This is a genomic window from Muribaculum intestinale (genome assembly GCF_002201515.1).
In the GTDB taxonomy this organism is placed as follows: domain Bacteria; phylum Bacteroidota; class Bacteroidia; order Bacteroidales; family Muribaculaceae; genus Muribaculum; species Muribaculum intestinale.
On the sequence record NZ_CP021421.1, the window covers coordinates 2907027 to 2931720 of the forward strand.

General features: G+C 47.2%; 30 protein-coding genes, 1 tRNA gene and 1 pseudogene. 24 read left to right on the forward strand and 8 right to left on the reverse strand.

Annotation, left to right across the window (positions count from 1 at the left end):
• Positions 1-9: 9 nt before the first annotated feature.
• Positions 10-711, reverse strand: coding sequence for a Crp/Fnr family transcriptional regulator (locus ADH68_RS11935; RefSeq protein ID WP_068960634.1), 702 nt, complete (start codon positions 709-711; stop codon positions 10-12).
• Between the two features lie 203 nt (positions 712-914).
• Between ADH68_RS11935 and ADH68_RS11940 the strand changes: the two genes are divergently transcribed.
• From ADH68_RS11940 to ADH68_RS11985, 11 genes and pseudogenes are all read left to right on the forward strand, one after another.
• The gene (locus ADH68_RS11940; protein WP_068960633.1) at positions 915-1676 is read left to right on the forward strand and encodes a shikimate dehydrogenase family protein; all 762 of its coding nucleotides are present in this window, start codon (positions 915-917) and stop codon (positions 1674-1676) included.
• Between the two features lie 175 nt (positions 1677-1851).
• The gene (locus tag ADH68_RS11945; RefSeq protein WP_068960632.1) at positions 1852-2808 is read left to right on the forward strand and encodes a YeiH family protein; all 957 of its coding nucleotides are present in this window, start codon (positions 1852-1854) and stop codon (positions 2806-2808) included.
• Between the two features lie 42 nt (positions 2809-2850).
• Complete coding sequence (locus ADH68_RS11950; RefSeq protein WP_068960631.1) at positions 2851-4914, forward strand: ComEC/Rec2 family competence protein; 2064 nt, start codon at positions 2851-2853, stop codon at positions 4912-4914.
• Positions 4915-5031: 117 nt separating this feature from the next.
• Positions 5032-5292, forward strand: coding sequence for an RNA polymerase sigma factor (locus tag ADH68_RS11955; RefSeq protein WP_084274006.1), 261 nt, complete (start codon positions 5032-5034; stop codon positions 5290-5292).
• Positions 5293-5335: 43 nt separating this feature from the next.
• Positions 5336-5620 carry a sigma factor-like helix-turn-helix DNA-binding protein gene (locus tag ADH68_RS14300; RefSeq protein ID WP_084274005.1) on the forward strand — a complete coding sequence of 95 codons (285 nt, stop codon included), beginning with the start codon at positions 5336-5338 and terminating at the stop codon, positions 5618-5620.
• 74 nt (positions 5621-5694) lie between these two features.
• Positions 5695-6264: a FecR domain-containing protein gene (locus tag ADH68_RS11965; protein WP_157755895.1), complete on the forward strand. Its 570-nt coding sequence runs from the start codon at positions 5695-5697 to the stop codon at positions 6262-6264.
• 27 nt (positions 6265-6291) lie between these two features.
• A complete protein-coding gene (locus ADH68_RS11970) occupies positions 6292-6549 on the forward strand; it encodes a FecR domain-containing protein (RefSeq protein ID WP_068960629.1) in 258 nt (85 codons plus the stop codon).
• Positions 6550-6878: 329 nt separating this feature from the next.
• Positions 6879-7493: a hypothetical protein gene (locus ADH68_RS11975; protein ID WP_133165720.1), complete on the forward strand. Its 615-nt coding sequence runs from the start codon at positions 6879-6881 to the stop codon at positions 7491-7493.
• A gap of 18 nt (positions 7494-7511) precedes the next feature.
• Positions 7512-7655 (forward strand): TonB-dependent receptor, encoded by a 144-nt coding sequence (locus ADH68_RS14230; protein WP_107033569.1) that lies wholly within the window; start codon positions 7512-7514, stop codon positions 7653-7655.
• A gap of 48 nt (positions 7656-7703) precedes the next feature.
• Positions 7704-8048 carry a TonB-dependent receptor domain-containing protein gene (locus ADH68_RS11980; RefSeq protein ID WP_157755896.1) on the forward strand — a complete coding sequence of 115 codons (345 nt, stop codon included), beginning with the start codon at positions 7704-7706 and terminating at the stop codon, positions 8046-8048.
• A gap of 10 nt (positions 8049-8058) precedes the next feature.
• Positions 8059-8697 (forward strand): annotated as a pseudogene (locus tag ADH68_RS11985) (MFS transporter); the annotation flags it as partial.
• Between the two features lie 259 nt (positions 8698-8956).
• Here ADH68_RS11985 and asnA read toward each other — a convergent pair.
• Positions 8957-9991, reverse strand: coding sequence for an aspartate--ammonia ligase (gene asnA, locus ADH68_RS11990; protein WP_068960627.1), 1035 nt, complete (start codon positions 9989-9991; stop codon positions 8957-8959).
• Between the two features lie 314 nt (positions 9992-10305).
• On the opposite strand from asnA, the gene ADH68_RS11995 reads away from it, so the two are divergent.
• The gene (locus ADH68_RS11995) at positions 10306-11736 is read left to right on the forward strand and encodes a DUF3943 domain-containing protein (RefSeq protein ID WP_232321486.1); all 1431 of its coding nucleotides are present in this window, start codon (positions 10306-10308) and stop codon (positions 11734-11736) included.
• 581 nt (positions 11737-12317) lie between these two features.
• Positions 12318-12405: transfer RNA gene (locus ADH68_RS12000), tRNA-Ser, on the forward strand.
• A gap of 201 nt (positions 12406-12606) precedes the next feature.
• On the opposite strand, the gene ADH68_RS12005 is transcribed toward ADH68_RS12000, so the two are convergent.
• From ADH68_RS12005 to ADH68_RS13835, 4 genes are read right to left on the reverse strand one after another with little or no spacing between them, the layout of a single operon-like run.
• Positions 12607-13221 (reverse strand): hypothetical protein, encoded by a 615-nt coding sequence (locus tag ADH68_RS12005; protein ID WP_068960625.1) that lies wholly within the window; start codon positions 13219-13221, stop codon positions 12607-12609.
• Positions 13218-13802 carry a glycoside hydrolase family 108 protein gene (locus ADH68_RS12010; RefSeq protein ID WP_068960624.1) on the reverse strand — a complete coding sequence of 195 codons (585 nt, stop codon included), beginning with the start codon at positions 13800-13802 and terminating at the stop codon, positions 13218-13220. Before ADH68_RS12010 ends, ADH68_RS12005 begins: the two co-directional genes overlap by 4 nt.
• A 22-nt stretch (positions 13803-13824) precedes the next feature.
• Positions 13825-14106, reverse strand: a complete 282-nt coding sequence (locus ADH68_RS12015; RefSeq protein WP_068960623.1) for a hypothetical protein — start codon at positions 14104-14106, stop codon at positions 13825-13827.
• The gene (locus ADH68_RS13835; RefSeq protein ID WP_394364973.1) at positions 14094-14252 is read right to left on the reverse strand and encodes a hypothetical protein; all 159 of its coding nucleotides are present in this window, start codon (positions 14250-14252) and stop codon (positions 14094-14096) included. Before ADH68_RS13835 ends, ADH68_RS12015 begins: the two co-directional genes overlap by 13 nt.
• Positions 14253-14509: 257 nt before the next feature.
• On the opposite strand from ADH68_RS13835, the gene ADH68_RS12020 reads away from it, so the two are divergent.
• The 9 genes from ADH68_RS12020 to ADH68_RS12060 all read left to right on the forward strand — a co-directional run bounded on the left by ADH68_RS12020 (position 14510) and on the right by ADH68_RS12060 (position 20804).
• Positions 14510-15097 carry a DUF4893 domain-containing protein gene (locus tag ADH68_RS12020; RefSeq protein ID WP_068960622.1) on the forward strand — a complete coding sequence of 196 codons (588 nt, stop codon included), beginning with the start codon at positions 14510-14512 and terminating at the stop codon, positions 15095-15097.
• A gap of 5 nt (positions 15098-15102) precedes the next feature.
• A complete protein-coding gene (gene bla, locus ADH68_RS12025; RefSeq protein ID WP_068960621.1) occupies positions 15103-16272 on the forward strand; it encodes a class A beta-lactamase in 1170 nt (389 codons plus the stop codon).
• 21 nt (positions 16273-16293) lie between these two features.
• Entirely contained in the window at positions 16294-16968 is a 675-nt protein-coding gene (locus ADH68_RS12030) for an SIMPL domain-containing protein (RefSeq protein ID WP_068960620.1), read from the forward strand.
• Between the two features lie 12 nt (positions 16969-16980).
• Positions 16981-17508 carry a hypothetical protein gene (locus tag ADH68_RS12035; RefSeq protein ID WP_068960619.1) on the forward strand — a complete coding sequence of 176 codons (528 nt, stop codon included), beginning with the start codon at positions 16981-16983 and terminating at the stop codon, positions 17506-17508.
• A complete protein-coding gene (locus tag ADH68_RS12040) occupies positions 17505-17993 on the forward strand; it encodes an META domain-containing protein (RefSeq protein ID WP_068960618.1) in 489 nt (162 codons plus the stop codon). The genes ADH68_RS12035 and ADH68_RS12040 overlap by 4 nt, the downstream gene beginning before the upstream one ends.
• A gap of 15 nt (positions 17994-18008) precedes the next feature.
• On the forward strand, positions 18009-18296 hold the full coding sequence (locus ADH68_RS12045; protein ID WP_068960617.1) for a hypothetical protein: 288 nt from the start codon (positions 18009-18011) through the stop codon (positions 18294-18296).
• Between the two features lie 112 nt (positions 18297-18408).
• A complete protein-coding gene (locus ADH68_RS12050; RefSeq protein WP_068960616.1) occupies positions 18409-18864 on the forward strand; it encodes a macro domain-containing protein in 456 nt (151 codons plus the stop codon).
• An 18-nt stretch (positions 18865-18882) separates the two neighbouring features.
• Positions 18883-19308 carry a PH domain-containing protein gene (locus ADH68_RS12055; RefSeq protein ID WP_068960615.1) on the forward strand — a complete coding sequence of 142 codons (426 nt, stop codon included), beginning with the start codon at positions 18883-18885 and terminating at the stop codon, positions 19306-19308.
• 269 nt (positions 19309-19577) lie between these two features.
• Positions 19578-20804, forward strand: coding sequence for a transposase (locus ADH68_RS12060; protein ID WP_068960215.1), 1227 nt, complete (start codon positions 19578-19580; stop codon positions 20802-20804).
• Positions 20805-20827: 23 nt separating this feature from the next.
• On the opposite strand, the gene istB is transcribed toward ADH68_RS12060, so the two are convergent.
• Both istB and istA read right to left on the reverse strand, forming a co-directional pair.
• The gene (istB, locus tag ADH68_RS12065; RefSeq protein WP_068962006.1) at positions 20828-21610 is read right to left on the reverse strand and encodes an IS21-like element helper ATPase IstB; all 783 of its coding nucleotides are present in this window, start codon (positions 21608-21610) and stop codon (positions 20828-20830) included.
• A 37-nt stretch (positions 21611-21647) separates the two neighbouring features.
• On the reverse strand, positions 21648-23249 hold the full coding sequence (gene istA, locus ADH68_RS12070) for an IS21 family transposase (protein WP_068959738.1): 1602 nt from the start codon (positions 23247-23249) through the stop codon (positions 21648-21650).
• A 492-nt stretch (positions 23250-23741) separates the two neighbouring features.
• On the opposite strand from istA, the gene ADH68_RS12080 reads away from it, so the two are divergent.
• Both ADH68_RS12080 and ADH68_RS12085 read left to right on the forward strand, forming a co-directional pair.
• Entirely contained in the window at positions 23742-24137 is a 396-nt protein-coding gene (locus tag ADH68_RS12080) for an MmcQ/YjbR family DNA-binding protein (protein WP_068960613.1), read from the forward strand.
• A complete protein-coding gene (locus ADH68_RS12085) occupies positions 24113-24676 on the forward strand; it encodes a DNA-3-methyladenine glycosylase I (RefSeq protein ID WP_068960612.1) in 564 nt (187 codons plus the stop codon). Before ADH68_RS12080 ends, ADH68_RS12085 begins: the two co-directional genes overlap by 25 nt.
• The last annotated feature ends 18 nt before the right edge of the window (positions 24677-24694 follow it).

The window sequence follows — 24694 nt, forward strand, 5'->3', positions numbered from 1 at the left end:
ATTATGGGATTATCCGAATTTGCTTATCTTGCGGAGTGCGGATTCGTTCATGATTTTTATGCGGCGTCCATCGACTATCAGTATCTTTTCGTTGACGAAGCATGAAAGTGTGCGTATGGCATTGGAGGTTGTCATGTTGGATAGATTGGCAAGATCCTCGCGAGCCATGTAAATACGCAGTGTCGCGTCGTCGTCCTCATATCCGTAGCTCTCCCTTAGTGCGATGAGAGCTTCGGCCAGACGACCGCGTATGTGTTTCTGGGTGAGGTTTACGATTTTTGTGTCGGAGCCGCCGAGGTTGCGAGAAAGCTCCTTGATGAAGAACCATGCGAGCTTTACATTATTTTGTATGAGTTGCTGCACAAGCGACATGGGCAGACATCCCAACGTCGAAGGCTCAAACGCCGCCGCTGTCGAGACGTATGGTTCATCGGCAAAGTATGCACGATAGCCGAAGTATTGTACCGGACGAATCAGGCGTAATATCTGTTGACGGCCTCCGATACCGTCTTTATATAATTTTACTTTGCCTTTAAGAAGACACCAGAGGTATTCCGGCATCTCTTTTTCAGCATAGATTATCTGATTTTTTTTGAAAGTGTGGGTAGTGAAATTGTCAATGATGAGATGCTTGTCGTCGCTGCTTAACGTCGACCAGAGCTCTGACAAATCTTCGGAGATTACCCTTTCCAATGTACTTTTATTAATCATCGTGTCGCTTAGCTATGTTGTGCAACATGCTGTGCAAAGTTACAAATAATTCTTAATATCAAGCATAACTGGATGGGAAAAAGATGATTTTGCGCGAAATGATTGTAAAGAAATCAAAAATAAGGTGTGTAATACGATTTTAACGCTTTTTTTTCGAGCTATCATATGGATTTTTATATCTTTGCAATCATAAATTTTTTGCTATGGCAGATCGGATAGAACGTACATACGGGCTGATAGGATTTCCATTGACCCACTCATTCTCGCAAGCCTATTTCAATCGGAAATTCGAGGCTGAAGGCATTCCGGCCCATTATATTAATTTTGAGTTGCCGGATATCGGAGATTTTATGGAGGTGATATCGGAGTATCCCACCTTGTCAGGACTTAATGTGACGATTCCCTATAAGGAGCAGGTTATACCGTATCTTAATGAAATAGATGAGGATGCGCGTAAAATTGGAGCCGTGAATGTGATAAAGTTTATCCGTAAGAAAGGCAATGATATAAAACTCAAGGGATATAATTCGGATATAATCGGTTTCTCCGACTCAATAAGGCCATTGCTCAATCCGGAACGCAACAAGGCGCTGATACTTGGTACCGGTGGTGCTGCCAAAGCGGTCAGACAGGGGCTTATCAATCTCGGTGTCGAGCCTGTAATGGTATCCCGTACGCCTAATGAAGGCGTTATAACGTATGCCGATATCACTCCTGAGGTGATGGATGCCCATAAGATTATAGTCAATACAACTCCATTGGGAATGTATCCGCATGTTGACGAATGTCCGGATATACCTTATGGTCTTCTTACATCATCCCATCTGTGCTATGATTTGCTATATAATCCGGATGTCACTCTGTTTATGAAGAAATCGTCGGATATGGGTGCCGAGACAAAAAACGGCCTTGAGATGCTATTGCTCCAGGCGTTTGTGTCGTGGCAAATCTGGGAGGAAGCGTAGGAGTAGTTCCGCATATCTTTTGTGTCGCTTTCAGAGCGTGTCCGTATTTTACCGGATGAAATAATCATGCGCATTTTCGTCCGGTTATGTTGTGGCTAAGACCGGATGTTTCAATTATCCGCGTCGGGTGTTGCCACTCCTCAACTGTTTAAACCAAAATTCATCAGTATATATTATGCCTTTAAATGTGATAGGACGATGGATGTATATCGCCCTGATTGTTATTGTATTGTTTCCATGGGATATACTTACCGGGTATAATCCTGTCACTCCGGCCTCGGCATTGTTTGTCGGGCTTATGTTTGCTCTTTGTTTTGGCTGTCCGTTCCCTAAATTCAACAAGAAGAGCAGTAAATATCTTCTGCAGGCTTCGGTAGTAGGGCTGGGGTTTGGAATGAATGTCGTCGAGTCGCTCAAGTCGGGTAGCGAGGGTATGCTGTTTACGGTTGTATCTGTGGTAAGTGTGATGGTGCTTGGGTGTATGTTCGGCTACTGGATGCATATCAATCGCAAAACGGCATATCTTATCTCGTCGGGGACAGCTATTTGCGGAGGAAGCGCAATTGCCGCAGTGGGTCCGGTGTTGCACGCCGATGAGAAGGAGATGGCGGTATCGCTGGGCGTTATATTCATTCTGAATGCTATAGCACTGTTTATATTTCCACCTATAGGACATTTCTTTGAGATGAGCCAGCAGCAGTTTGGCACCTGGGCTGCAATAGCCATTCATGATACTTCGTCGGTGGTCGGTGCCGGAGACGCCTATGGGCCGGAGGCATTGCGTATAGCCACTTTGATAAAACTTACTCGTGCTTTGTGGATTATTCCGCTTGCATTTGTCACAATGCTGATTTTCCGTGATAAGAAAGCCCGCATAAGTATACCTTGGTTTATTTTTCTGTTTGTCATCGCCATGGTGGTGAATACATATTGCGGTATACCGGCAGAGGTCAGCGAGTGGCTTGTATGGCTTGCCAAGAAGGGGCTTGTACTTACTCTCTTCTTTATCGGAGCGAGTCTTTCAATTAATACCATCAAGTCGGTGGGAACACTTCCGCTGTTGCTTGCGATTGCTTTATGGATTTTTATCGCAGTATCAAGTTTTATGGTTGTAGTGTTCACCATAGAATGACGGCAATATACAAAATGTTCTGACAGATTTACCGATATCGGCATGCGTCCTCCTCTGTCATACGTGCCTGCATTGTTTCCACTTGTTGGATTCATTGCAGGCATGCTTGTTTGTGAGATGGCCGGATACCTATGGATTCCTGTGGTGATAATATCGGGTGTAGCGCTTATTGTGGCAAGGCGCAGGTTGCCCGTGTGGACGTTGCCGCTGGGCGGGATGCTGTTGTTTTGCGGCTTGGGTGGGGCCGATATGTCGTGTAATAGATTGCCTGATGTAAACGATGATTTTCTGTCGCGCGGGCAATGGAGCGGAGAGGTACTTGAGATTTCGGAAAATGACCGTGGGATACACATGGTTGTAAGGTCGGATGACACGACAGGTGTGGTCGCCGATATGCTTGTGCATACTCTGCATGGTGTGGCCGATGGTGTGGTGCCGGGGGATATAGTGAGTTTCCACGGTACGTTGGATATGCCGAGCAATGATAAGGTAACGGCAGGAGCGGACTATGCCGGTATTCTTGCACGAAGGGGTATAGTGGCTACGGGGTTTTCTGAGGAAATCTCTGTTGACGGGCATTACGACAGCTGGCGCTATCTGGCATGGCGTATGCGTCGGGAGGCTGCGTCGCTGCTGATGCGCAGCAGTCTGTCGGGGGAGACGTGTCAGTTTCTTGCTGCTGTGATAGTGGGGGAGGATGAATGGTTGTCGCCTGATACACGCGAGGCATTCTCTGCGGCCGGTGTAGCTCATGTGCTTGCGCTAAGCGGACTGCATGTCGGCATTCTTGTAATGATTCTTGGATTCTTGCTATTTCCGCTTGGTCTGCTTTGGGACTGGCGAGTGCGATGCGGAGTGGTAATTGCCGCGTTGTGGATTTATGCCTTTCTTTCGGGGATGTCGGAATCGGTAACGCGTGCCGCTCTTATGGCTTCGATGGTGTGTGGCGGGATTATATTACAGCGTCCTTACATGTCATTCAACGGTATGCTCGTGTCGGCATTGATGATTCTGATTGTGTCGCCGAGGCAGTTGTGGATGCCAGGGTTTCAGATGTCTTACCTTGCTGTGGGGTGTATTCTGCTTGTGATGCCGGTGGTACTGCCGTGGGTCAGGCGTGCTCCATGGTGCATGCGCTGGTTGCTGCTGACAATCGCGATATCGCTGAGCGCGATGCTGGGCACAGGCATGATTGCGATGTATTATTTTGATATTTTTCCGGTCTATTTCCTTTTGGCAAACATACCGGTTGCTATGATTCTTCCGATAGTGATGGCAGGCGGAATTGCTGTCATGGTGTGCGAGGCCGTCGGTTCAGACCCTGTGTGGTTGTGTTCGGCTGTCGACGGTATATATGATGTGATGTTGCGCTGGATAGAACTGATTACCTCATTACCGGCTTCTGCCATATATGGCGTGAATATTACGTGGTATGCTATGGTTTCCTACTATGTTACTCTGTGTCTGGGGCTTGTTGCGCTGTGGCGGCGCAGTGTCGGGTGGTGGATATCCCTGGCCGTCATGGTGCTTGTGACTGTATTTGTCGGTGGTGTCACGTCGGAGGAGGAGGAACAATGGTTTATTCCGCATGATGCGTATTTTACGACCATAATATGCAGAATGCCATCAGACGGCGGCGATGTCAGTCGCAGTCGAGTGGAAATGCTCACTACCGCTCCGGATATAGCTGCAGAATCTCTGCGGGATGAGTATGCGGAACGTTATCGTAAATTTGTCGGCCATCCGACATCTGCCGCAGAGCAATCTATCTCGATAGTTCGCGGAAACACAGTCGTGCTACCGGCATGCGACGGTACTACCGGTCGACTTGTAATAGTGAACCACGACAGTATATTGTCTGCCCCGTGCTATGATGGGGGTATTGTCGACTATGCGTTGATTTGCCGCGGTTATCGTGGCGGTTGGCAGACGGTCGTCGATTCATTGCGCCCTTGCCGGATTCTACTTTCGGCGGATATTCCTAAGCGCCGGCATATGCGAATGCTTGATTCGATATTATCCTGCTCACAAATCCCCGTCATATCTTTGCGTGACGTCACTCTCAGTTCGTCTGACTTGCCCGACATATTTAAAAAAATAGAATGATGCTATGGCGTAATATGTTTATGTACAACTCGTTAATATGGCGTTGAGCAATGTGCATTCCTATATATGTGTAATTTGTATTAAAAAAACACTAATTTTGCGCCTGTGAAGAGACATATGGCGAATCCGGATAACCAAGATATTGAGGCCTTACTTTTACGTCGTCTTAAGAATGGCGATGTAGATGCTTTTGCATTAGTATATAAGTTATACTTTCAGCGTCTTTATGTATACTGCCGGCAATTTACGAAATCGGCTTATGGCGCGGAAGATATTGTTCAAGAAGTATTTGCAAAGCTATGGGTAACCGGGATTCAATTATTGCCGACAGCACGTTGCGTGGCCTGCTGTTCACCATCGCCAGAAATAATCTTATAAGCGCATATCGACGAAATGTCAATGCGCCGGTTTATGAGATTATTTGGACTATTGCAATTCAATCGGGAGAGAGGATACTTCGACGATAGAGTATGCTGAATTTGCCTCTCGGGTCGAACATATAATCGACAGGCTGTCTCCTGCGCAAGCTCGGGTTGTAAGAATGTCAAAACTCGAGAATCTGTCGAATAAAGAGATTGCCATAAGACTTGGCATTAATGAGCAGAGTGTAAAGAATCATCTGTCAAAAGGATTGAAATATGTACGCTATCATATAAGCCGGATGTTGATTGTCATTTCTACCGTGATTATGTCATGTAGATTGTAGATATCATTTAGAGCCCTCTATAAACCAGTTCAAATACATATGCAATAATGAGAGATTTAGTCAGAAAATACCGTATGAACAAGCTCACGAAATCCGAATTAGAGGAGACGAGAAGGCAGCTCGAATCATTGTCGGACAATCAGCTTGGACATGAAATATATGACGACCGGCATGAATTTGAGCCTGCTCCCGGACAGGAAGATGTTCATGCCGAAGCTGAAGTTTACCGTAGGCTTAGTACGATGCTGATTAAACCGAGCATCCGGCGGCATCGTCTTATGGTTTGTGCAGCGGTTGCAGCGGTAGCTCTTATAGTTGTTTTGATGGCCGGGTCGGCATACCTGTACAATCGGTATAATGATATTGAATCATTATCTACTAACGTATTTACTGCGGCTACAGACAGGGCTACTGTAAACCTTCCCGACGGTTCGACTATCGAACTCAACGGCAACTCATCAGTGAGCTATACATTATCCGGATTCAATAGCGATACCCGTCGGGTTGAATTTAATGGTGAAGGCTACTTTGATATTGTAAAGGATAGGACTTCAGAGTTTATAATCGAATCCTATGGTCTTGAAGTAACAGTACATGGTACATCCTTTAATCTTTCCGTACGAGAAGAGGACGGATATGCCTAGTTATATCTTGTTGAAGGATCGGTGAGCATGAAGTCGACCGTCACCGGAAAGAATGTAACCCTCGTTCCGGAACAGAAAGCTACGCTGATATATGCAACCGGCGACATCAATGTGACCTCAGTCGATTACAATGACAATCCTTTAGCCTGGAAATCGCGACGGTTGATGTTCCGCAATGCTATGCTGCCTACCGTGGTATCAAGGATGGAGGAATACTATGGATATACGTTTACTCTTGACAGCAGTCTTGTTTCAGAACGGCTTACCGGAATGATATCTCGATAATATTGAACTGGCTACAGCTGTAGTCGAAAAAACATTCAATACCACGCTCGCCCGTGTAGACCGGTAATTCGGGGATTGCCATCGGGCTTAATATGCGTCGGTTACGACGGTCTGTAGACTGTAGTGGCTGACGCATTTATTATTAAACAAGCTATAAGTGTTAAACAATGCGGAAGACGTAAGTTCTTCAGGCATATTTGCAAAAAAAACGGTTTAGTTGGATGATTGCGCGCTATGTATCTGAATATAAGTCCTATAGTGGTTGATGGATAGTTGGTATTGTGATAGGCTCCGGGCAAGAAACATTCGGCGGCCGCGCAAACATCAATGTGAAATACCAGAATGTCACCTTCGGCGCAAATACAAGTATAGCGCACATCTTATATGATATAGTGCCTACAGAGGACCGTTTCACTAAAGAAACCATACCGTCGCTCGCGTTGGCAATGGCTTCTATCTTTCCCGTATATAATGAGGACGGCAGCTATAATTTCGACAATTACAACTGGAGTTATAAGCAGCAGGCTGTAATTAACCCGGTGGCTCTGGCTAATGAGCGTGAAGACCGTATGAAACGCAACAAGGTAATGGGCAAGACTTTCTTCAGTTGGGAAATAATAAGCGGCCTTAACTTGAAAACCGAATTCAGCACCGCCTGGAACAGTTACCGCAGGGAGATTTATCGTCCGTCGACACTGCCTACATCGGTAAACAAAGTGCCGCCGTCGAATCCCGAAGGCACGCTGCGCATAAAAGATTATCTAAGCTGGACATGGGAGAATACACTGTCGTATAACACCCGCATAAATAATATTCATGATATTTCTGCCGTGCTTGGTCAGTCTATGCAACGTGAATCAATAGAAGGAAGCCGTATTACGGCCAATGGCTTTCCGAATGATCTTGTCACGACTCTTAATGCGTCGACAGTGGCGACCAATTAGGATTCTTCCAGGCAGGCATTGTCGCTGGCATCGGTATTTGCCAGAATACAGTATAATTACGACAGCCGCTATCTGTTGTCGGCGTCGTTGCGTGCTGACGGCTCATCGCGTTTCGGTAGCAATAACCGGTGGGGATACTTCCCTTCGGTGTCGGCCGGATGATATCTGTCGGAAGAAAGTTTCCTGAAAGACTATACATGGCTTGACGCATTGAAACTACGTGCAAGTTATGGTGTGTCGGGTAATTTCAGTATCGGCAATTACGACTACTATGCATCGCTGGTTGCCGACAATTATGTAGTAGGCACCGGTGTGGGGTCTGTTGCTCCCGGACTTTATCCGTCGACAATCAGCACCCCGGATTTGGGATGGGAAAAGACAAAGATGACCAATATCGGTCTGGAGTTCGGTGTGTTCAATATGTTGCGTCTGGAAGTGGATGTATATAACAGTAATACTTCCGATATGCTATTGAATGTCCCCACTCCTTATTTGGCGGGTTTCCCCCGAGAGATATGGATATGCATCGGTCGAGAGCGATATAAAATCCAATGATGAAGATTGTGAGGATTTCAACGATGCACAGAAAATGGTATTGCGGATGCCTGCTATATGGATTCTTGCTTTTGCAAGTGCATTCATGTATATAAGCTGTTATGCGGTAAACAGCAGGGGCGTGTTTTTTCTGCAGGCAGAGAAAGGTTATGACACAATTGATGCGAGCTTTATAATATCTATCAGTTCGGTCTGCGGGATTGTCGGCACTGAATTTTCGGGATTGATTTCCGATCGTTTTTTCAGAGGGAGTCGCAATGTACCGGCACTGATATTCGGCATTCTTAATGTGGCTGCTTTGTCAATGTTCCTTCTGATTCCCGGACGTCATTTCTGGGTCGATGTTTTGTTGATGATAATGTTCGGGCTTGGTATCGGTGTGCTGATATGCTTTCTCGGGGGCTTGATGGCGGTAGACATAGCTCCTAAAAAAGCCTCTGGCGCGGCTTTGGGTATAGTGGGTATTGCATCGTATATCGGAGCGGCACTTCAGGATATCATGAACGGTGTGCTTATAGAGAATAATAAGACGATGACAGAAAGTGGCGGTGTCTACGATTTTACTTGTGTGGGATATTTCTGGATAGGTGCGGCAATGTTATCGGTATTGCTCACTCTTTGTGTATGGAATGCCCCAAAAAATAACTGAAAGCGATACACAGCATATGCTGTGCTTTATCAGTATGCAATAGGTATCGGATTGAGCAGGCCGACAGATTGAGTAGATGACAACAAGTAAAAATATCTGGAGAGGAGCAATGCTCACGAATTACTGTTATGACGGGACTATAGGTGCTCCGATTTTATCGAAATATCTTTTCGATAGTGTAATTGTTATATAGCGTATGGGTGGGCCGTTGCTCCTGAGACAGTAGTATGAATTGTAGCAAGCTGAGAAATAAGAGTATCTAAAGTAGATTGATGCCTGCATTTTTACATGCTTCAATCTGTTCCGGTGGCCATATCGAGGCCTGCACTTCTCCAATGTGTGCTTTTTGGAGGATAAACATGCACAGGCGGCTCTGGCCGATGCCACCACCGATGGAGTAGGGGAGTTGTCCGTCGAGCAGGGATTTGTGGAATCGCAATTGGCTGCGTTCGGTACAGCAACGCTTGTCAAGCTGCTCTCGAAGTGACTCCGGACTTACGCGTATTCCCATTGATGACAGTTCGAATGAGGACGATAGCACGGGGTTCCAGAAAATCAAGTCGCCGTTGAGTCCTGTATATCCGTCGGAGTTTGGGGTAATCCAGTCATCGTAATCGGGTGCCCGGCCGTCGTGTGGCTCTCCGTTGCTCAGTTCATTTCCGATACCGATGAGGAATATTGCGCCGTATTCTTGGGCGGCTGCATCCTCGCGTTGGCGGGGTGTCAGGTCGGGATATTGCTGTAGTAGTTCTTCGGTGTGGATGAATGTCAGTTTTTCAGGAAGCACCGGGGTAATGTGAGGGAACTGTCGGTATATGCGGTCTTCAATAAGTCGGACTACGTCGTAAATTTTTGTTACAGTTTCCTTAAGATAGTTGAGGTTGCGATCTTTAGGTGAGATTGTTTTTTCCCAGTCCCATTGGTCGACATAGAGCGAGTGGGTATTGTCAAGGTCCTCGAATGTGCGGATTGCATTCATGTCGGTATACAGTCCGAATCCGGGAGCTATATCATAAGCTCCAAGTTTGGCTCGTTTCCATTTTGCCAGGGAATGGACTACTTCGGCTTTGGCTCCTCCCATCGCATCAATCTGGAATGATACCGCGTGTTCGACTCCGTTGAGGTCATCATTCAGGCCGGTGCCGCTGAGTACAAAAAGCGGAGCGGTGACTCGCCGCAGGTTTAGGGCGCGTGCCAATTCGGTTTGAAAGCCTTCTTTTATTGTCTTGATGGCAATCTCAGTGGTCTCCGGGAGGAGTTTCTGCTTATATTTTTTAGGAATGATAAGTGGCATAGTCGTGATACATTTGTTAATAGTATGCCGCAAAGTAAAGCAAATGTTTTATAAAAAGCAAATTTATATGACAAAAAGATTGATTTGGTTTGGAGTTTGTTTCAAAGTGGCGGTAGCGTGTGCTTTTGTCTGTTCGTTACGGTGGTTTGTGAGGGTGAGGTAGATGATATTTGCAATGTAAAATCGAACTGATGAGATTAACAGTTGTTATACTTCTGTAACAACTATATCTCAACAATGGATTAATGATTAGCTTAAGATACCTCATATTATTAATGTGCATATTGTCGGGCGCCTGTACTGTGTCGGCCCAAATGCCTATAAAGCTGCGGGTGCTTCCGGAGGTGCCGCCGGATAGTGCTGACGTGGCCTATTATTCAAAGCCGCATTTCTGGCGTGCGGCAGGAGAGGTGGTGGGGTTTAATCTGGGCTTATGGGCATTTGACCGTTATGTGCAGCGCGGAGATTTTGCATACATAAGTATGAACAGTGTCAAGGAAAATTTTCGCAAAGGATTTAAATGGGATAACGACAAGCTGGGGACAAATATGTTTCTGCACCCCTATAACGGAAGTCTCTATTATAATTCAGCACGAAGCAATGGTTTCAACTACTGGCAGTCTGCTCTGTTTTCTATTGGAGGTAGCGCTATGTGGGAGCTTTTTATGGAATGTGAATATCCCTCGACCAATGACATTATAGCTACTCCGATAGGTGGCACGGCAATCGGAGAGGTGTTTTTCCGCGCGTCAGATGCAATCATAGATGACCGCGATACCGGAGCTTCCCGGTTTGGCCGAGAAGCTGCGGTGTTTGTAATTTCACCGATGAGGGGACTTACACGTATTATCACAGGTGATGCCTGGCGCGTTCGTACCACACGTGGGCGTCTGTATGGGACACCTCCGGTATCGGTCGAATTCTCTGTGGGTACTCGCGGGATATACCTTAACGATGAGGCATCGTCGTCGGCAGTAGGTGCGACTGCAGAGATAAATGTAGAATATGGTGACAGGTTTGAGGTGACTTCAACCAATCCGTTCGATTATTTTACAGTCAGAGCAGATCTTGGTGTAGTAAGCCGTCAGCCGCTGTTGAGTCAGCTCAATATAAAAGGTCGGCTTATCGCACGCGAAATATATGATGTTGCTTCTCGCAAGATGAGTGTTGGACTTTATCAGCATTTTGATTATTATGATTCCGATACGATACATAAAGCGGATCCGTCTCATGTGTCAAGGGTGCCATATAAATTGGGTATCCCTGCCAGCCTGGGGGCCGGATGGATGTTCCGCGACGCGAGTAATCCTCAATGGACTTTGGATACTTATTTGCACGGTAATGTGGTGATGCTCGGTTCGATACTGTCGGACTATTATCATGTGGATGAGCGTAATTATAATCTTGCCAGTGGTTTTTCAATTAAAGGAGGCGTAAATTTTGTGTTTAATCGCGACCGTTTTTCAGCCTCTCTCTCTCATGAATACTACCGACTTTTTACATGGAAGGGATATCATCGGGATACGAATCTTGCAAGAAGCGATCCCCGTACGCTTGATGTTCAGGGAGACCATTCTGCAGCTTCATTCAATGTGAGTGAGTTGCGTGCCGATTTGCGTATATGGAATAAACTGTATCTCTCGGCTGCGGTGAGTCATTATCATCGTTCGACACGATATCGCGACTATCCGCATGTGAAGTCGAATACTACCGGCGTGCGTGTCATGCTTACTTATAAGCTCTGATAGACAGCCTATTGGATGAATAAGTGGCACTTACCATCTCGGTGAGTGCCACTTTAGTGAATTATGGTATGGATGAATTGTTTTAAGTACTCCTTGATTTTTATAGTATTCCTCAAGGGAATAAAATTGGATGCGATACGATGTCAGTATAGATAGTCTGTATTGTTTTCGTTTGCAAAGATAATATTTGTTTTTGAAATAAAAAATATTTCGAAACGAAATTTACTAAATGGTGGTAGCCGAGCATAGTTGCAGAGTTTTGCTGTTGTTGGATTAATAAGTTTTGTCATGGCAATATTGGGGACTACTGTGTAATGTAGAAGCATGAGTCGATTGGGGAGATTGATCAATTGATATGAATTTCTCTATGGTGTCCTATTTGTGGTTTATGTCATGATTGGAGGGGTAGCATGCGGTATGCTGTACGTATTGTTGTTCTTAGATGGGATGTGTCATTGTCTCGTTTTCTGCGTTTTTTGAAAAATGTGCAGAATTTTGCAAAGAAAAATTTGCATAATAAAAATATCCTTGTTAACTTTGCACCGCTGAAAAGGAAATAACCCACGCAAACATCAGCAAAAGGAGAGGTGGGTGAGTGGCTGAAACCACCGGTTTGCTAAACCGACGTAGGATACAATCCTACCACGAGTTCGAATCTCGTCCTCTCCGCAATCTCACTTGATTATCAAGTGATTATCGAAAAGGTACACGAAACGACCCCGAAAGTCACATTTCCGGGGTCGCTTTTTTTTGTGTGAGTAACCACTCACACACCCATAAAGAAAACGCCCGACAAGCTGCCGGGCGAATTGTCATTGTTCCCCTTTCGGGGCTTTCGCAACAATGATGTTGCAAAGGTAAGAATTTTTTTCAAAAGATGCGGCGCAACCCTGATAAAATTCTTTTTATCCAATTCAAGATTGGAACACGTTTCAGGTATAGAAGCGCAACCGCGCCGACGGCGACAATATAAAAGATGTACCGCCAACGCTTGGGGTCGGGCGCGGGTTGTTCGACACGATTGTTTATTTCTTCGGCGACCGAAACATTTGCATTGCATTTGGATTCCTCTTGCTTTCGGGATTCCTTGCTTTCACCGTTGGTCCTGTTTTCCGATTCAATGACGGTTTGCCGAATTGATTTGATGTTGCCGGACACCTGACCGAAACCGGGAATGTTAACGGATGCGGTCTGGGGTGTTCGTGTCGGGGCGGGTTCGGGGTTATCCCTTACCGTGTCGGGCGATGCCCTTGCGTCCGGCGAAGCTGCCGGGGTTGGGGTCGTGTCAAAGATGATTTCAGTTATCACGACTTTGCCGTGTTCCGTTCGGGTCGTGTCAACAACCGTTTCAGTTTCTTGCTTGGTCGTTTCCTGAACACTTGCCGATTCTACCGACACGGTGGTGGTCGCTTCCTGAACCTTACGGGTCGAAGCACACGACGCAAGCATCAGGGCAAGGGCGATGAAGAAGAACACACGTTTCATGGGCGAAATTCTTTTATCGCTTCAAGACGGCGCAACGATCCATTGATGAAGCGTTTGTTGGTGTACTTCTTCAATTCGGCTTCCGTCGCCTTGCGTCCGATTTTGCGTTCATACTTTGCCACCGATTGCGCGGTGATGTCGTTTAAGAACTTCTTGCGGGCTTCAAAGATTGCGTCGAAAAGCTGCTGTGGGTTGGCGGCATTGACGGCGGCAAGGGTCTTTTCGCCGACAATGCCATCAGGTGTGACACCCAAGACACGTTGCGGAATTACAATGCCGTGCTTGCCTGACCCCCATACCCAATCGACAAGGATGTTTGCGACACCTTGCGACAAAATGCAGTCGGCTTTCCACCTATCCCAAAAAGCGGGCTTCAACACGCGGTCGCGCACGTCGGCATCGGTCAGCATTTTCAGGTCGGCAACATCAATGTCGCCGTCGCCGTCTTTGTCGTAACCGACTTGTCGCCACGTTGCGATTGTTACGCCTTTGTTTGTCGCGCCCCCGGCATCGGCGGGGTCATTGACAAAACCACCCTCAAATTTGAGGATGTAAGGCAATAAGGAATCAACATTTGCCATGTGGATAAATGATTGGGGTTAATTACTCAACACCGGGCGATGTTGCCGTGGTGTCATTGTTCTTGTTCCTTTCGGGGTGCTTCAATTCGTGCAAGTCGATGTCAAAATGCCTTTCGGTCTTATCAACCATGATTCGTTGTGCGACATCTGCCCAACGTGCATCATTGCAAGACGATTCGTTTTCAAGCATTGACCATATTTGCCAAAAACACACCGTTCCGGCAACGATGTTGGGCAACATCATCGCCATGTCGGGGAAAATGATTGTGTCTATCAGGTAGGCAAGCACGGTCACGGCATCCATGCCTTAGGTGATGCCGAGAGTTTCGCGCTGAAAGCTGCCTCCGAGTATCTGCCTACGTTTATACGCCCCATCACCGGACACAGACCGTCATCCGACATCTCGCTCTTTTTAAGGTAGAACGAAACCTTTAATCCGCTCTTTTTCATAACTCTATTCTTTGTTTGCAAAATTAACTGATATAGAGTAATTTGTAGGTATGCAAAACGTGGCGGAACCACGAATAGGAATCACAGAGTCCATTCCGAAGCCTATATTTCTTCGCATTGCCGGGAAAAATCGCTAAATTTGCAGTAGCAAAGATGCCTGACAAGCGGGTTCAATGACATAAAACAGGGATAATCATCCATCGTTCGAGGGACGCTTCAAAATCGAGTCTGACAATAGACTCGTCGGAAAACTTGAAATGGGTAGTCATGGCGATGATTGGTATTTCAACGGCAATGCCGAGCTTGTTAAAGAAAAGCCTGTGATGCCGGAAAATCTTAACCCAGAACTTGAAGATATCATACTTCCGTCAGATTATGGTGTGCTGGCTCGTGACCGGAATATAGCATGGGAAGCTCTCTCAACCCTAACCCCAGAATCATATGGCTACGCGGAGAAAAATATGGTGGAAAAACTGCTGAATGCAAAGACATATCCGATTACACCGAAAGATATGATAGGGTTTCGCCGTGTGCGTTCCATACAGATAGATGCCCGTGACGGCATATTCTCTTATCCGTATTTCAATTGCAGGTTCAAGAAAGCCGATGGAAAGGTTTTCTTTGAAAAGACAACCGGTAGCCAGCGTAAATCGGGATATGTCTATCAGAACAGTCCGGAGTCGCTTGTCTTTCTCGGAGGCTGGAGCGTTAACGATGACCCTCAGACCGGATACGGCAGTACAAACTCAGTTGTCGGCAAGGTCTATAAGATCGGCCCACGCAAAGCCATCATGATTTTTCCGACGGAAGAAGACCGGGTTGAAATCTACGAACTCACAAAATAACAGTCATGAAGAAGACCATATATTCAATATTGTCGGCAATCTGTCTGCTTTATTTGATTGGTTGCTCCACGCCAAAGTATTCCATCTTCCGTTATGACAACGGAGATGACTATTTTCGCGAGGGGCTGCACCGCATAGTAGGCAAGGATTGTAAAATCGGTTTTGCCGATGAGAAAGGGAATGTTGTCATATCTCCCCGGTTCGCATTCGTGTTCCCATTTGAAAATGGTCTTGCGAAAGCGACACATGAGGGTCATCAGGTGGCAGAGGGTGAACATTGGCAATGGATTAGTCCGGAGTGGTTTTACATAGACCACAAGGGAAATATTATAAGAAACGACCACCGCTATTCCCAGATCGAGGAGCGGCTGAAAACTTATGTTGCCGCACAGGATACCCGGATTGGTGTTGCCGTGATAATCGACGGAAAAGATACCGTATCGGTCAACGGCAATCGTGATTTCCCGATGTTAAGCGTCTATAAGTTCCCGCAGGCGCTGGCTGTCGCCGATTACTGCATGAAAAAAGGTATAACATTGTCGGACACCATCGGCATTCAGGCAAAGGAGATAAAAGAGGATACTTGGAGTCCAATGCGGAATAAATATGGTGTCAGTGATTTGCGTCTGCCGCTGTCGGAGATTCTTGAATACTCCCTGCAACAGAGCGACAATAACGCTTGCGACGTGTTGTTCCGACTTATCGGAGGACCGCAGGTTTCCGACAGTCTGATGAAGGCTTCAGGCTATGGAGACATCACCATCGGCTCGACCGAGGATGAAATGCACCGTGATCCGTATCTCTGTTATCAGAACCGGGCGACCCCGATTGCAATGGCTCGTCTTTTCGATAAGTTCTACCGTCTTGAAATGCGCCATGACAGTCCTGTCCACGAGGCTGTTGGAGCGATGATGATGTTGTGCGGCACCGGCGACAACCGTCTTCCAGCTCCGCTTGCGGCCACCGATGCTGTAATCGCCCACAAGACCGGAACAGGCGGACGCAATACTCAAGGACGTATTGTCGGAATCAACGATGCCGGATATGTATTTCTCCCGAACGGACGCGGCTATGCCATAGCCGTCTTCATAGCAGACTCTGCCTATGATATGGCACGGACTGAAAAGATAATAGCGGATATATCCAAAATCGTATACCAATCATTAGAAAATTAACAATCAGCACAATATAAGAATATGAAAAAGAGATTTATCTTGCTGGCAATGCTTCTGCTGTCCGTCATTGCCGGACATGCAGAGGGCGCGGACACCCCAGTGATTGAGGTGACAGGATCGGCGACAATGAATATCATCCCTGACCGCATCACAATAGAGATAGGTATGGAGGAGTATTACAAGCATAAGGCGTCAGGCGACAGCACCATTGTAAAACTCTACGATATAGAGAAGGATGTCCGTAAGACACTACGCGAGGCGGGAGTTCCGGACTCTATGATAGTGGTTTCGGAATTGGGCAACTACCGCAACCGGGATATGTCATCTACATTTCTGATGGCAAAGCGACTTTCGGCGACTGTATCTGACTTCGATCATATAGAACGCATATCCGACCGCCTTGACCGCAAGGGCATTGTATGCTTCAATATCACGAAAATCGACAACTCCGACATGGGGCAGTACAACCGTCAGGGACTAAAGGCGGCTCTCGACGCGGCCCGGCAGAAAGCGGAGTTTATCGCCGAGAACGAGGGGCTGAAACTGCTTATGCCTTATGAGATAGTTGAGACCACAAATGAGCCGTCAATGTATTCAGCGTTCAGCAACGTGGCTTATGACGGCGGTTCCGGCATGGAGAACATGCGCCGCATCGTGCGTCGTTACAGCGTGAAAGTGCGCTACCTCTTTCAGTGAAACAGTAACGGCATGAACATCGGGGAACTGCTGTCGCAGAAAATCAATCTTCCGCAAATCAAAAGCGTGGTTTCATGGGCTTCCGGCTCAGGGGATAACTTGAATATGCTTTGGGGCTTTGCCCGGTCGGACGACAGGCGGACAAGTGTGAACGCGCTTTGGGTCATGACCCATCTGCCGGAAACGGACGCTGAATGGCTGTTGTCATTGCGCGACGAGATGATTGATATACTGCTGACCGAGACAGACACGGGCAAGAAGCGTATGCTTCTCCATCTTCTTAGAGAACAAGAATATGCCGTTGGCGATATTCGGACAGATTTCCTTGACTACTGTATGTCAAAAATCAATTCCGAGTGTGAGTCATACGCAGTCAGAGGTTACTGCATATATGCTGCCTATAAGATGAGCCGACATTTCCCCGAACTACTTTCTGAATTGGAGGGACATCTTTACATGATGCAATATCAGCCACTCTCTCCGGGACTGAAAAGCGCACTCCGTCAGACAAAATCAAAAATATCAAAACTAAAGATATGACAAGAAAATCAATTCTGTCGGTAGCCACGGCACTGACAATACTCACCGCCTCATGCGGAGGCAACAAGGAAAATAAAGAGGCTGCCGGCAATCTGCAGAAAGAGACCGTAGCGAATGTGGACATGCGCGGTCAGTGGTATCTGGATAGCATCGTATTCAGTGATTCCGACTATGTTCGCGTGCGTCCCGACGAACGGCTTTCAAGCATACATCAGTATATCGTCTTTGAAGACAACACATATTTTATCAAGACAAACTGCAACACAATTTCCGGTTCATATACCATCAAGGGGGATTCAATCACCCTTGGCGACGGAGCTATGACAGAAATGGCCTGCGACGACATGTCAGTCGAGGAGGCTCTCCGCAGGATTCTCCCGAATATCGCTACGGTGTATATCCAGACTGATTCCATCGCCCGGCTTGACAGCCGCAATCCGTCGGAATACATCGTGCTTCGCAAGGCACAGATAGAGATAAAATGAAATAACTGAAAACTTATGGAAGAAAATAAACTGATCCCCTTCACAGATGCTCCCGACACGGCAGTAATAACATGTTGCCATGTGACAGACGATGGCGCTCCCGTGCTTTACGTTTCGCATGACGAGGACGACGGCATGTGGCAATTTCTTTGTGGCGGAGAGCATTCGGAAGATGAAGCAAGAATCGTCTCCCTTAGATATATTTATGAACTTGACCATTCGGTCGGTCTGCTGAAGGATATGCCTTGCGGCAGCTATGCGGAAAGGGAATCTCCGGCAGAGGAGTGGATTGTGAACGGCTAAACAGGAAAATATGACAAAGACAATCTACCATTCTAAAATCGACTGGTGGGTCTGGCTTGTGATTCAGAAGAGTGATACGGCATACGTTGAATTTCAAATCAGATAAACATTTATGATACATTACATTGAATACGGTGATATATTTAAGATTCCTGGTGTGACGAGTTACGCCCACGGATGTAATTGTGCCGGAGCCATGGGCAAAGGAATTGCATTACAGTTTAAGACTAAATTCCCTGAAATGTATGTTGAATACAAACGCCTATGCGATAACGGGGAGTTTAATCCCGGGGATGTCTATGCCTATAATTATGGCTCTGGATATGTGTTTAACCTCGGGACTCAAGCCACATGGCGAACAAAGGCAAAACTCGAATTTATCGAGAACGCGATAGAGAGAATGATGGAAATTGCTGAATGTGCTGGTGTTGAAAAAATTGCCCTTCCTGCGATAGGCGCAGGCTTGGGTGGTCTTCTATGGGGAGATGTTAAACAAATATTGGAAAAGGGTGCGGTACAACATATTTCTGTTGATTTATACGCTGTTGAGAATTATTGCAAGTTATAAAAGTGGCACTATGTTTCTATGACAAAGACAATCTATCGTTCTAAAATCGACTGGTGGGTCTGGCTTGTGACAGTAGGCTTTCTCGCTGTTATATGGCTATCGGCAATCGGCATGTCATGGTGGTATGTAGTTTTTGTATGTGGAGGTATGACACTGCTCTATGCGTGGCTGATGTTCGGATGCTGGTATGAGATAGACGGCGAAGACCTCGTGATTTATCAGTTCTTCAGACCTACACGACTGCCAATATCAAAAATCAAGGACGTTAAGAAAACCTCCGGTTATCTCGCTACAGCCGGAATGTCACACCTTCGAGTCTCGATAAGTTTAACATACCGCTCGGTGTTGAAAAGCTATGCTCCGATTGAAATCTCCCCTAAAGACCGTGATGGATTCATGACACAGCTTAAATCTATCAATCCCAATATTGAAATATTATGCTGAGCAATCGAGTAAAACGAAATATATGGCTGACGTTAACCATTTTGTCATTCCTAATGATTCCTGACAGATGTGTATCTAACATTTGAAAAGGGACCCGGATAGCATTTGAAAAGGGGACCACCCGGGATGGGGATGCAAAGATAATTATATTTGTTGAGTCATCACAATGATTCGGTAAAAATTACCGAAGTAGTTGAAACTTAAGTTAATATAACGAATTATCAAATACAAATGAATCGCCAAATCGTTCATTATAAAAAACTTAGCGTATGAACGTATTGGCGATTCTCAAAGACTTCACCTTTCGGTGTAAGTCGGTATTTGAAAATACTACAACCAAGATGAGCAAAAGGTTCCTCAACTGGCTGATTTTAACAATACGCACTGTAGCGTTGATTCCGGGCAAAGTCAATTTTACCCGGCTGTCGCGCTATGGCGGTCGTACAGCCAAGACCTTTGCCTCCAATTTCAAGACATCCGTAGACTGGATGAAAGTCAACATAGGTATGGCGCAGGATTGTTTTGGACCGACCGATGACATGGCAGTGGCAATCGATCCGTCGTTCATTTCAAAAGCAGGCAGACTGACGTATGGCATAGGCCGTTTCTGGTCAGGGGTGGCACAACGTGTGAAACGCGGTCTGGAGATAATGGCAATTGGAGCAATAAGTCTGAGTAAACATACATGCGTGATGCTCGGTGCTGTCCAGTCACCGGACTTCAGGACTCTTGAATCCGAGAAACAAATGTCAATGCTTGACTGGTATGTGGCACTTGTCAGGTCAAAGGCTACTGAGCTGCTTTCACTGACGGATATTCTGGTCGCAGATGCATTTTTCTCCAAATATGAGTTTGTAAATGAAGTGATTGGCATGGGATTCCGATTTGTCGGGAGATTACGTGCCAATTCATATCTGAGGTATCTGGCCATACCGGATTCCTCCGCCCCGCGAAGACGCGGCAGAAAGAAAAAGTATGGAGAGAAAGTGGATTTCTCCAACCTTGATATGTCCGTGTTCACTTCATTCATATATGAGGATTCCAAAGGAAACAAAACCCGATGTCACACGGCGGTCGTACATTCGAGGGCATTGAAACGCGACATCCGTATCGTGGTCTGTCCGGTTGAAAACGGAGAGTCTCTTCTTTACTTCTCTACCGACACCGACATGAGGCCTGAAAAGATCATCGGTTTCTACCGCACCCGCTTTCAGATTGAGTTCGGCATACGCGATGCCAAGCAGTTCACCGGACTTCAGTCACAGCAGACCCGCGACAAAGCCCGGCTTGACTTTGCGTTCAATCTTTCCTTCACAGCCCTCAATGTCTGCAAAGAGGTCATAAGGAAGGATTATCCGGATCTTTCGGTAGCGCAGTTCAAGCGGCTTATGTTTGAATCTTATCTCGCCTCAACAATTATTTCGACTTGCGGAAAATCTCCGCATCTCAAAATAATTCAGAAAATAAATCATCGATTGGCTCAGTTAGCGGCTTAGCCAAGGCTGAACAACCTCAAATTTTACCGAATCATTGTCATCATTTCCTGAGTTTCTTTCATGCGGTATGATTTGCCTGTCATGTTAAGCAGTATAGCCTTGTGGGTCAGGCGGTCTACCATTGCGGTGACCAGTACTTTGTCGTCAATAATCTCGTTCCAGCGGTTGAAGGCGAGATTGGTTGTGACGACGGTCGTCTTCTTGTCGGTGCGGAGGGAGAGATGGTTAAAGAGCATCTCTGCGCCGGCCTTGTCGCAGGAGACGTATCCGAACTCATCACAGATGACCATGTCGTATCTCTCGAACTTGTTTTCCAGCGACCGGAGTGTCAAAGCGTTGCGGCACTCGCGTATCTGCGTGAGCAGTCTTGGCACGGATGTGAACAGCACCGAGTGTCCGGCATTACATGCGGCGATACCGAGAGCTGTCGCCAGATGAGTCTTGCCTGTTCCGGGATTGCCGTATAGAATGAGGTTGCGTCCGTTTTTGATGAAGTCGAGTGTCTCGAGTGTCGGGAGCGCTTTCCGGGCATCGGCGGGCAGAGCGTCGGTGTCGATTTCGTTAAGATAGCGAAGTTGCGGGAACCCTGCGTTTTTGATGCGGTGACGGCGCTGGTTTTCAGAGCGGTTCTCTTTTTCGCGCCGGAGCAGTTCGGCTGTAAACCGCCATAGGTTCCATTGTTCGTCGGCGCTCTGCTGTATAAGCAGGTCGATGTCGCGCCGCACAAGCGGGAGTTTAAGGTCGAAAGCGCATGAGCGAATGAGCTCCCGAAGTCCGTCACGGTCTGTTTCATGTATGTCTGTCATTGTCATTCAGTGTATTGGTTGTTTTTTGGGGGGGTATTCAGTCTGCCTGCGATGCGCGGGTATATTCCATAAATGATGAAAGCATGTCAAGGGTATGGCTTGCCGAACTTTCTATTTCAGCCTGTTGCGGGTCGGGAACGTTCGTTGCCGCGATATCGGCGGTTGACTGCATATGTCCTTCCGCCGAGATCATCTGAGCCTGTATCTGTTCAGATGAGAGGCGCTGGAGCCCGCGGGACGAAAGACTTGTGGCGGCACGGACGATGTCAGTGTATGCCAGATTGTTGTCGCGGGTGAACACAAGCAGTTCTATGAAGCTTCGCGGAGACTCGCGGAAGTGTTCGCGGTAAAGCGCCGCCACCGACGGATGTACCTGTTGCAGAGCCACAGACCGCCCCAGAGCGGCCGGTTTGCGCAGGAATGTACCCAGATAATGCATCAGGTCGATGACCCAGTCGCCGGAGCGTCGGCTTCGGGCATGATTGGCCACCTTGTCGCGTCCGTAAAGCACCACGATGCGCTCGGAATACAGCTTTACCGCCACCTGCGAGCCCACCAGACGGTCGGGCACAGAGTAGTGCACTCCGTCAACGGTTATCGTTGAATACTTTCCGACGCGGTACAGCCGCTGCTCGAAGCAGCCGATGTCACCGTGGTCCAACGGACGTAGCGCCGCCAGATCGGCCTGTATGCGCAGGCGTTTTTCTTCCGCCGACATGTTGGACGCCTCTGTGTTGAGCCTGTCGCAGACTGCCGCCAGATGCGTCTGCGCGGCATCCAGGGAGTCAAACCGGACCTCGAACGAGAATGCACGACGCCGGATATATTCCACCGAACGTTCCACCTTGCCTTTTTCCCATCCCGAGCGAGGGTTGCAGAAATGGGGTGTGAAACAGTAGTGTACCTCCATGCGCAGCAGCGCATCCGTGTGCTCGCGGTCGCGCCCGAGGAACTTCTTTACGGCGGTACGCATGTTGTCATAGGCCATCACGCGCGGGGTGCCCCCCAACTCCCGGAAGCAGTTGCGGTGGGCTTCCATAAGAGCCAGGGTATCTTCGCGCGAAAACAGATATGCCTTGCGCATATTGCTGTGGTCGAGGGTGAATACCGCCATGTGAAGGCGAGTCCTGACTCCACCGATCCACAGGGTAAGCACGCCCCAGTCGAACTCGCAACGGAATCCAGGCTCATAGTCCTGACGGATATATGCCTTTGCAGGCTTTTCTTGCGACTTCGGCGCTGCCTCCAGCGCACGGACATACTGACATACTGTGGAATAGGCGATACGCACGCCATCGTCCTGAAGACGTCGCCACATATCGAGCTTGCGCATCTGCTGCTTGTGCAATCCGGCAGCGACGTTCTCCCGGTTGCGGGCGATAAAACCATCGATGCGACGGCGGACATCATCGGTCACAACACGCCTGACGCGTCCGCTGCTGTCATACTTCGGCCTGGTCAGCAGATAATCGTCAACCTCCCGCTCTGTCGGTGACGGGCCGGCCTCTCTCTCGAACTCGCGCAGATACTTGCGCACGGTCTTGCGGCTCATGCCGTTGCGGCGCGCTATCTCGCGGATGCTCATCCCCTCGCGGCGATGAGACAGAATAATGGATGTTTTTTCCTCCATGTGTAGCATTTTGTGGAATCGTTGATGTCGTTCTTTCTAATCAACGATATCCGGTTGAACTTACCCATGGGGTGGGTCCCTTTTCAATTGCTCTACCTGGGTCCCTTTTCAAATGTTAGATGCACAGATGTGCGCGTGTAGTCAATGGTATTACCCATTGGTGGACTTTGCTTGTGACAATTGCTCTATTTGCTATTTGCGAGCATTTCTATATGTGTTATCGAAAGCAGGTCAAACGAGGGAATCTCTTTGGCCGGGTCAAAATATTCAGATGATACAGATAGGCAGATATAAATTGGGATTCGCACCACTGTCGATGATAGTTGTTTTCATCGTCCTCTCGGTATGCGCCATTGTCGCTGCTTTTCAGCATGCACGACCGGAATGGTCTATGCCTTTGTCGCACATCATCATAATCAATGAAGGTATGGCACTGTTGGCAACTCTGGTTTATGGCATGTTCGTTCATTTCGCTATTGCAATCATCAATAGACTAAAGAAATGAATATAGAGGAAGTCCGGGATTATTGTCTTTCATTGCCATTTGCCACTGAGAGGAGTCCTTTCGGACCTGACACTCTTGCTATGGAAATTGGTGGAAGAATGTTTTGTCTTATGACACTTGACGGACAGAGGGATTTTTATAATCTCAAAGTCGCTCCTGACTATGGAGTGGAGTTGTGTGATAGATTTTCAGGAATACGCCCCGGCTACCACATGAACAAGCGACATTGGGTTTCTGTGGATTTCTACGGCGATGTGCCTGACAGACTTCAGGAACAACTAATATTTCATTCATATTGTCAGACAGCAATGAAACTCCCAAAGAAGATACAGACTCAACTTGGTCTCACAGAATTATTGGATACTTTATGGAAGAACGACAGAAACAAGTGAAGCGGTGCTTTTGGGCAAATCCAAAAAATCCGCTTTATATAAAATACCACGATGAGGAATGGGGACAGCCGGTTCATGATGATGCAAAATTGCTTGAACTGCTTATTCTGGAATGCTTTCAGGCAGGATTGTCATGGGAATGTGTGCTCAACAAGCGAGAGGCTTTCCGCGAGGCTTTCGATGGATTTGATCGCGACACAATCCTTGCTTACGACGAAAAAAAGATTGATGAGCTTATGTCCACTTCCGGAATCATTCGCAATAGAGCAAAAATCAAGGCAGCGATATCTAACACTTCAGTTTTCAAGTCTATTCAGGAAGAATCTGGTTCGTTTGATGCTTATCTTTCAGGCTTGTGTCCCAAAGAGCCTATTTTCGACCATACGTCCACAACCTCCACAATTTCAGATGCCCTGTCAGCCGACCTGCGTAAAAGGGGCATGAAGTTTGTAGGCTCTACGACAATCCACGCCTTCCTTCAGTCCATAGGAGTATTCAACTCACACGCCCCCGACTGCTATTTATATCAGGGCAAATAATAACATTATCCCCATATT

Bases quoted from the DNA above. Each gene is read 5' to 3' on its own strand.
- ADH68_RS11935 (WP_068960634.1), bottom strand. From the start codon at position 711: ATGATTAATAAAAGTACATTGGAAAGGGTAATCTCCGAAGATTTGTCA.
- ADH68_RS11940 (WP_068960633.1), top strand. From the start codon at position 915: ATGGCAGATCGGATAGAACGTACATACGGGCTGATAGGATTTCCATTG.
- ADH68_RS11945 (WP_068960632.1), top strand. From the start codon at position 1,852: ATGCCTTTAAATGTGATAGGACGATGGATGTATATCGCCCTGATTGTT.
- ADH68_RS11950 (WP_068960631.1), top strand. From the start codon at position 2,851: ATGCGTCCTCCTCTGTCATACGTGCCTGCATTGTTTCCACTTGTTGGA.
- ADH68_RS11955 (WP_084274006.1), top strand. From the start codon at position 5,032: ATGGCGAATCCGGATAACCAAGATATTGAGGCCTTACTTTTACGTCGT.
- ADH68_RS11965 (WP_157755895.1), top strand. From the start codon at position 5,695: ATGAACAAGCTCACGAAATCCGAATTAGAGGAGACGAGAAGGCAGCTC.
- ADH68_RS11970 (WP_068960629.1), top strand. From the start codon at position 6,292: ATGAAGTCGACCGTCACCGGAAAGAATGTAACCCTCGTTCCGGAACAG.
- asnA (WP_068960627.1), bottom strand. From the start codon at position 9,991: ATGCCACTTATCATTCCTAAAAAATATAAGCAGAAACTCCTCCCGGAG.
- ADH68_RS11995 (WP_232321486.1), top strand. From the start codon at position 10,306: ATGCCTATAAAGCTGCGGGTGCTTCCGGAGGTGCCGCCGGATAGTGCT.
- ADH68_RS12005 (WP_068960625.1), bottom strand. From the start codon at position 13,221: ATGAAACGTGTGTTCTTCTTCATCGCCCTTGCCCTGATGCTTGCGTCG.
- ADH68_RS12010 (WP_068960624.1), bottom strand. From the start codon at position 13,802: ATGGCAAATGTTGATTCCTTATTGCCTTACATCCTCAAATTTGAGGGT.
- ADH68_RS12015 (WP_068960623.1), bottom strand. From the start codon at position 14,106: ATGGATGCCGTGACCGTGCTTGCCTACCTGATAGACACAATCATTTTC.
- ADH68_RS13835 (WP_394364973.1), bottom strand. From the start codon at position 14,252: ATGAAAAAGAGCGGATTAAAGGTTTCGTTCTACCTTAAAAAGAGCGAG.
- ADH68_RS12020 (WP_068960622.1), top strand. From the start codon at position 14,510: ATGGGTAGTCATGGCGATGATTGGTATTTCAACGGCAATGCCGAGCTT.
- bla (WP_068960621.1), top strand. From the start codon at position 15,103: ATGAAGAAGACCATATATTCAATATTGTCGGCAATCTGTCTGCTTTAT.
- ADH68_RS12030 (WP_068960620.1), top strand. From the start codon at position 16,294: ATGAAAAAGAGATTTATCTTGCTGGCAATGCTTCTGCTGTCCGTCATT.
- ADH68_RS12035 (WP_068960619.1), top strand. From the start codon at position 16,981: ATGAACATCGGGGAACTGCTGTCGCAGAAAATCAATCTTCCGCAAATC.
- ADH68_RS12040 (WP_068960618.1), top strand. From the start codon at position 17,505: ATGACAAGAAAATCAATTCTGTCGGTAGCCACGGCACTGACAATACTC.
- ADH68_RS12045 (WP_068960617.1), top strand. From the start codon at position 18,009: ATGGAAGAAAATAAACTGATCCCCTTCACAGATGCTCCCGACACGGCA.
- ADH68_RS12050 (WP_068960616.1), top strand. From the start codon at position 18,409: ATGATACATTACATTGAATACGGTGATATATTTAAGATTCCTGGTGTG.
- ADH68_RS12055 (WP_068960615.1), top strand. From the start codon at position 18,883: ATGACAAAGACAATCTATCGTTCTAAAATCGACTGGTGGGTCTGGCTT.
- ADH68_RS12060 (WP_068960215.1), top strand. From the start codon at position 19,578: ATGAACGTATTGGCGATTCTCAAAGACTTCACCTTTCGGTGTAAGTCG.
- istB (WP_068962006.1), bottom strand. From the start codon at position 21,610: ATGACAGACATACATGAAACAGACCGTGACGGACTTCGGGAGCTCATT.
- istA (WP_068959738.1), bottom strand. From the start codon at position 23,249: ATGCTACACATGGAGGAAAAAACATCCATTATTCTGTCTCATCGCCGC.
- ADH68_RS12080 (WP_068960613.1), top strand. From the start codon at position 23,742: ATGAATATAGAGGAAGTCCGGGATTATTGTCTTTCATTGCCATTTGCC.
- ADH68_RS12085 (WP_068960612.1), top strand. From the start codon at position 24,113: ATGGAAGAACGACAGAAACAAGTGAAGCGGTGCTTTTGGGCAAATCCA.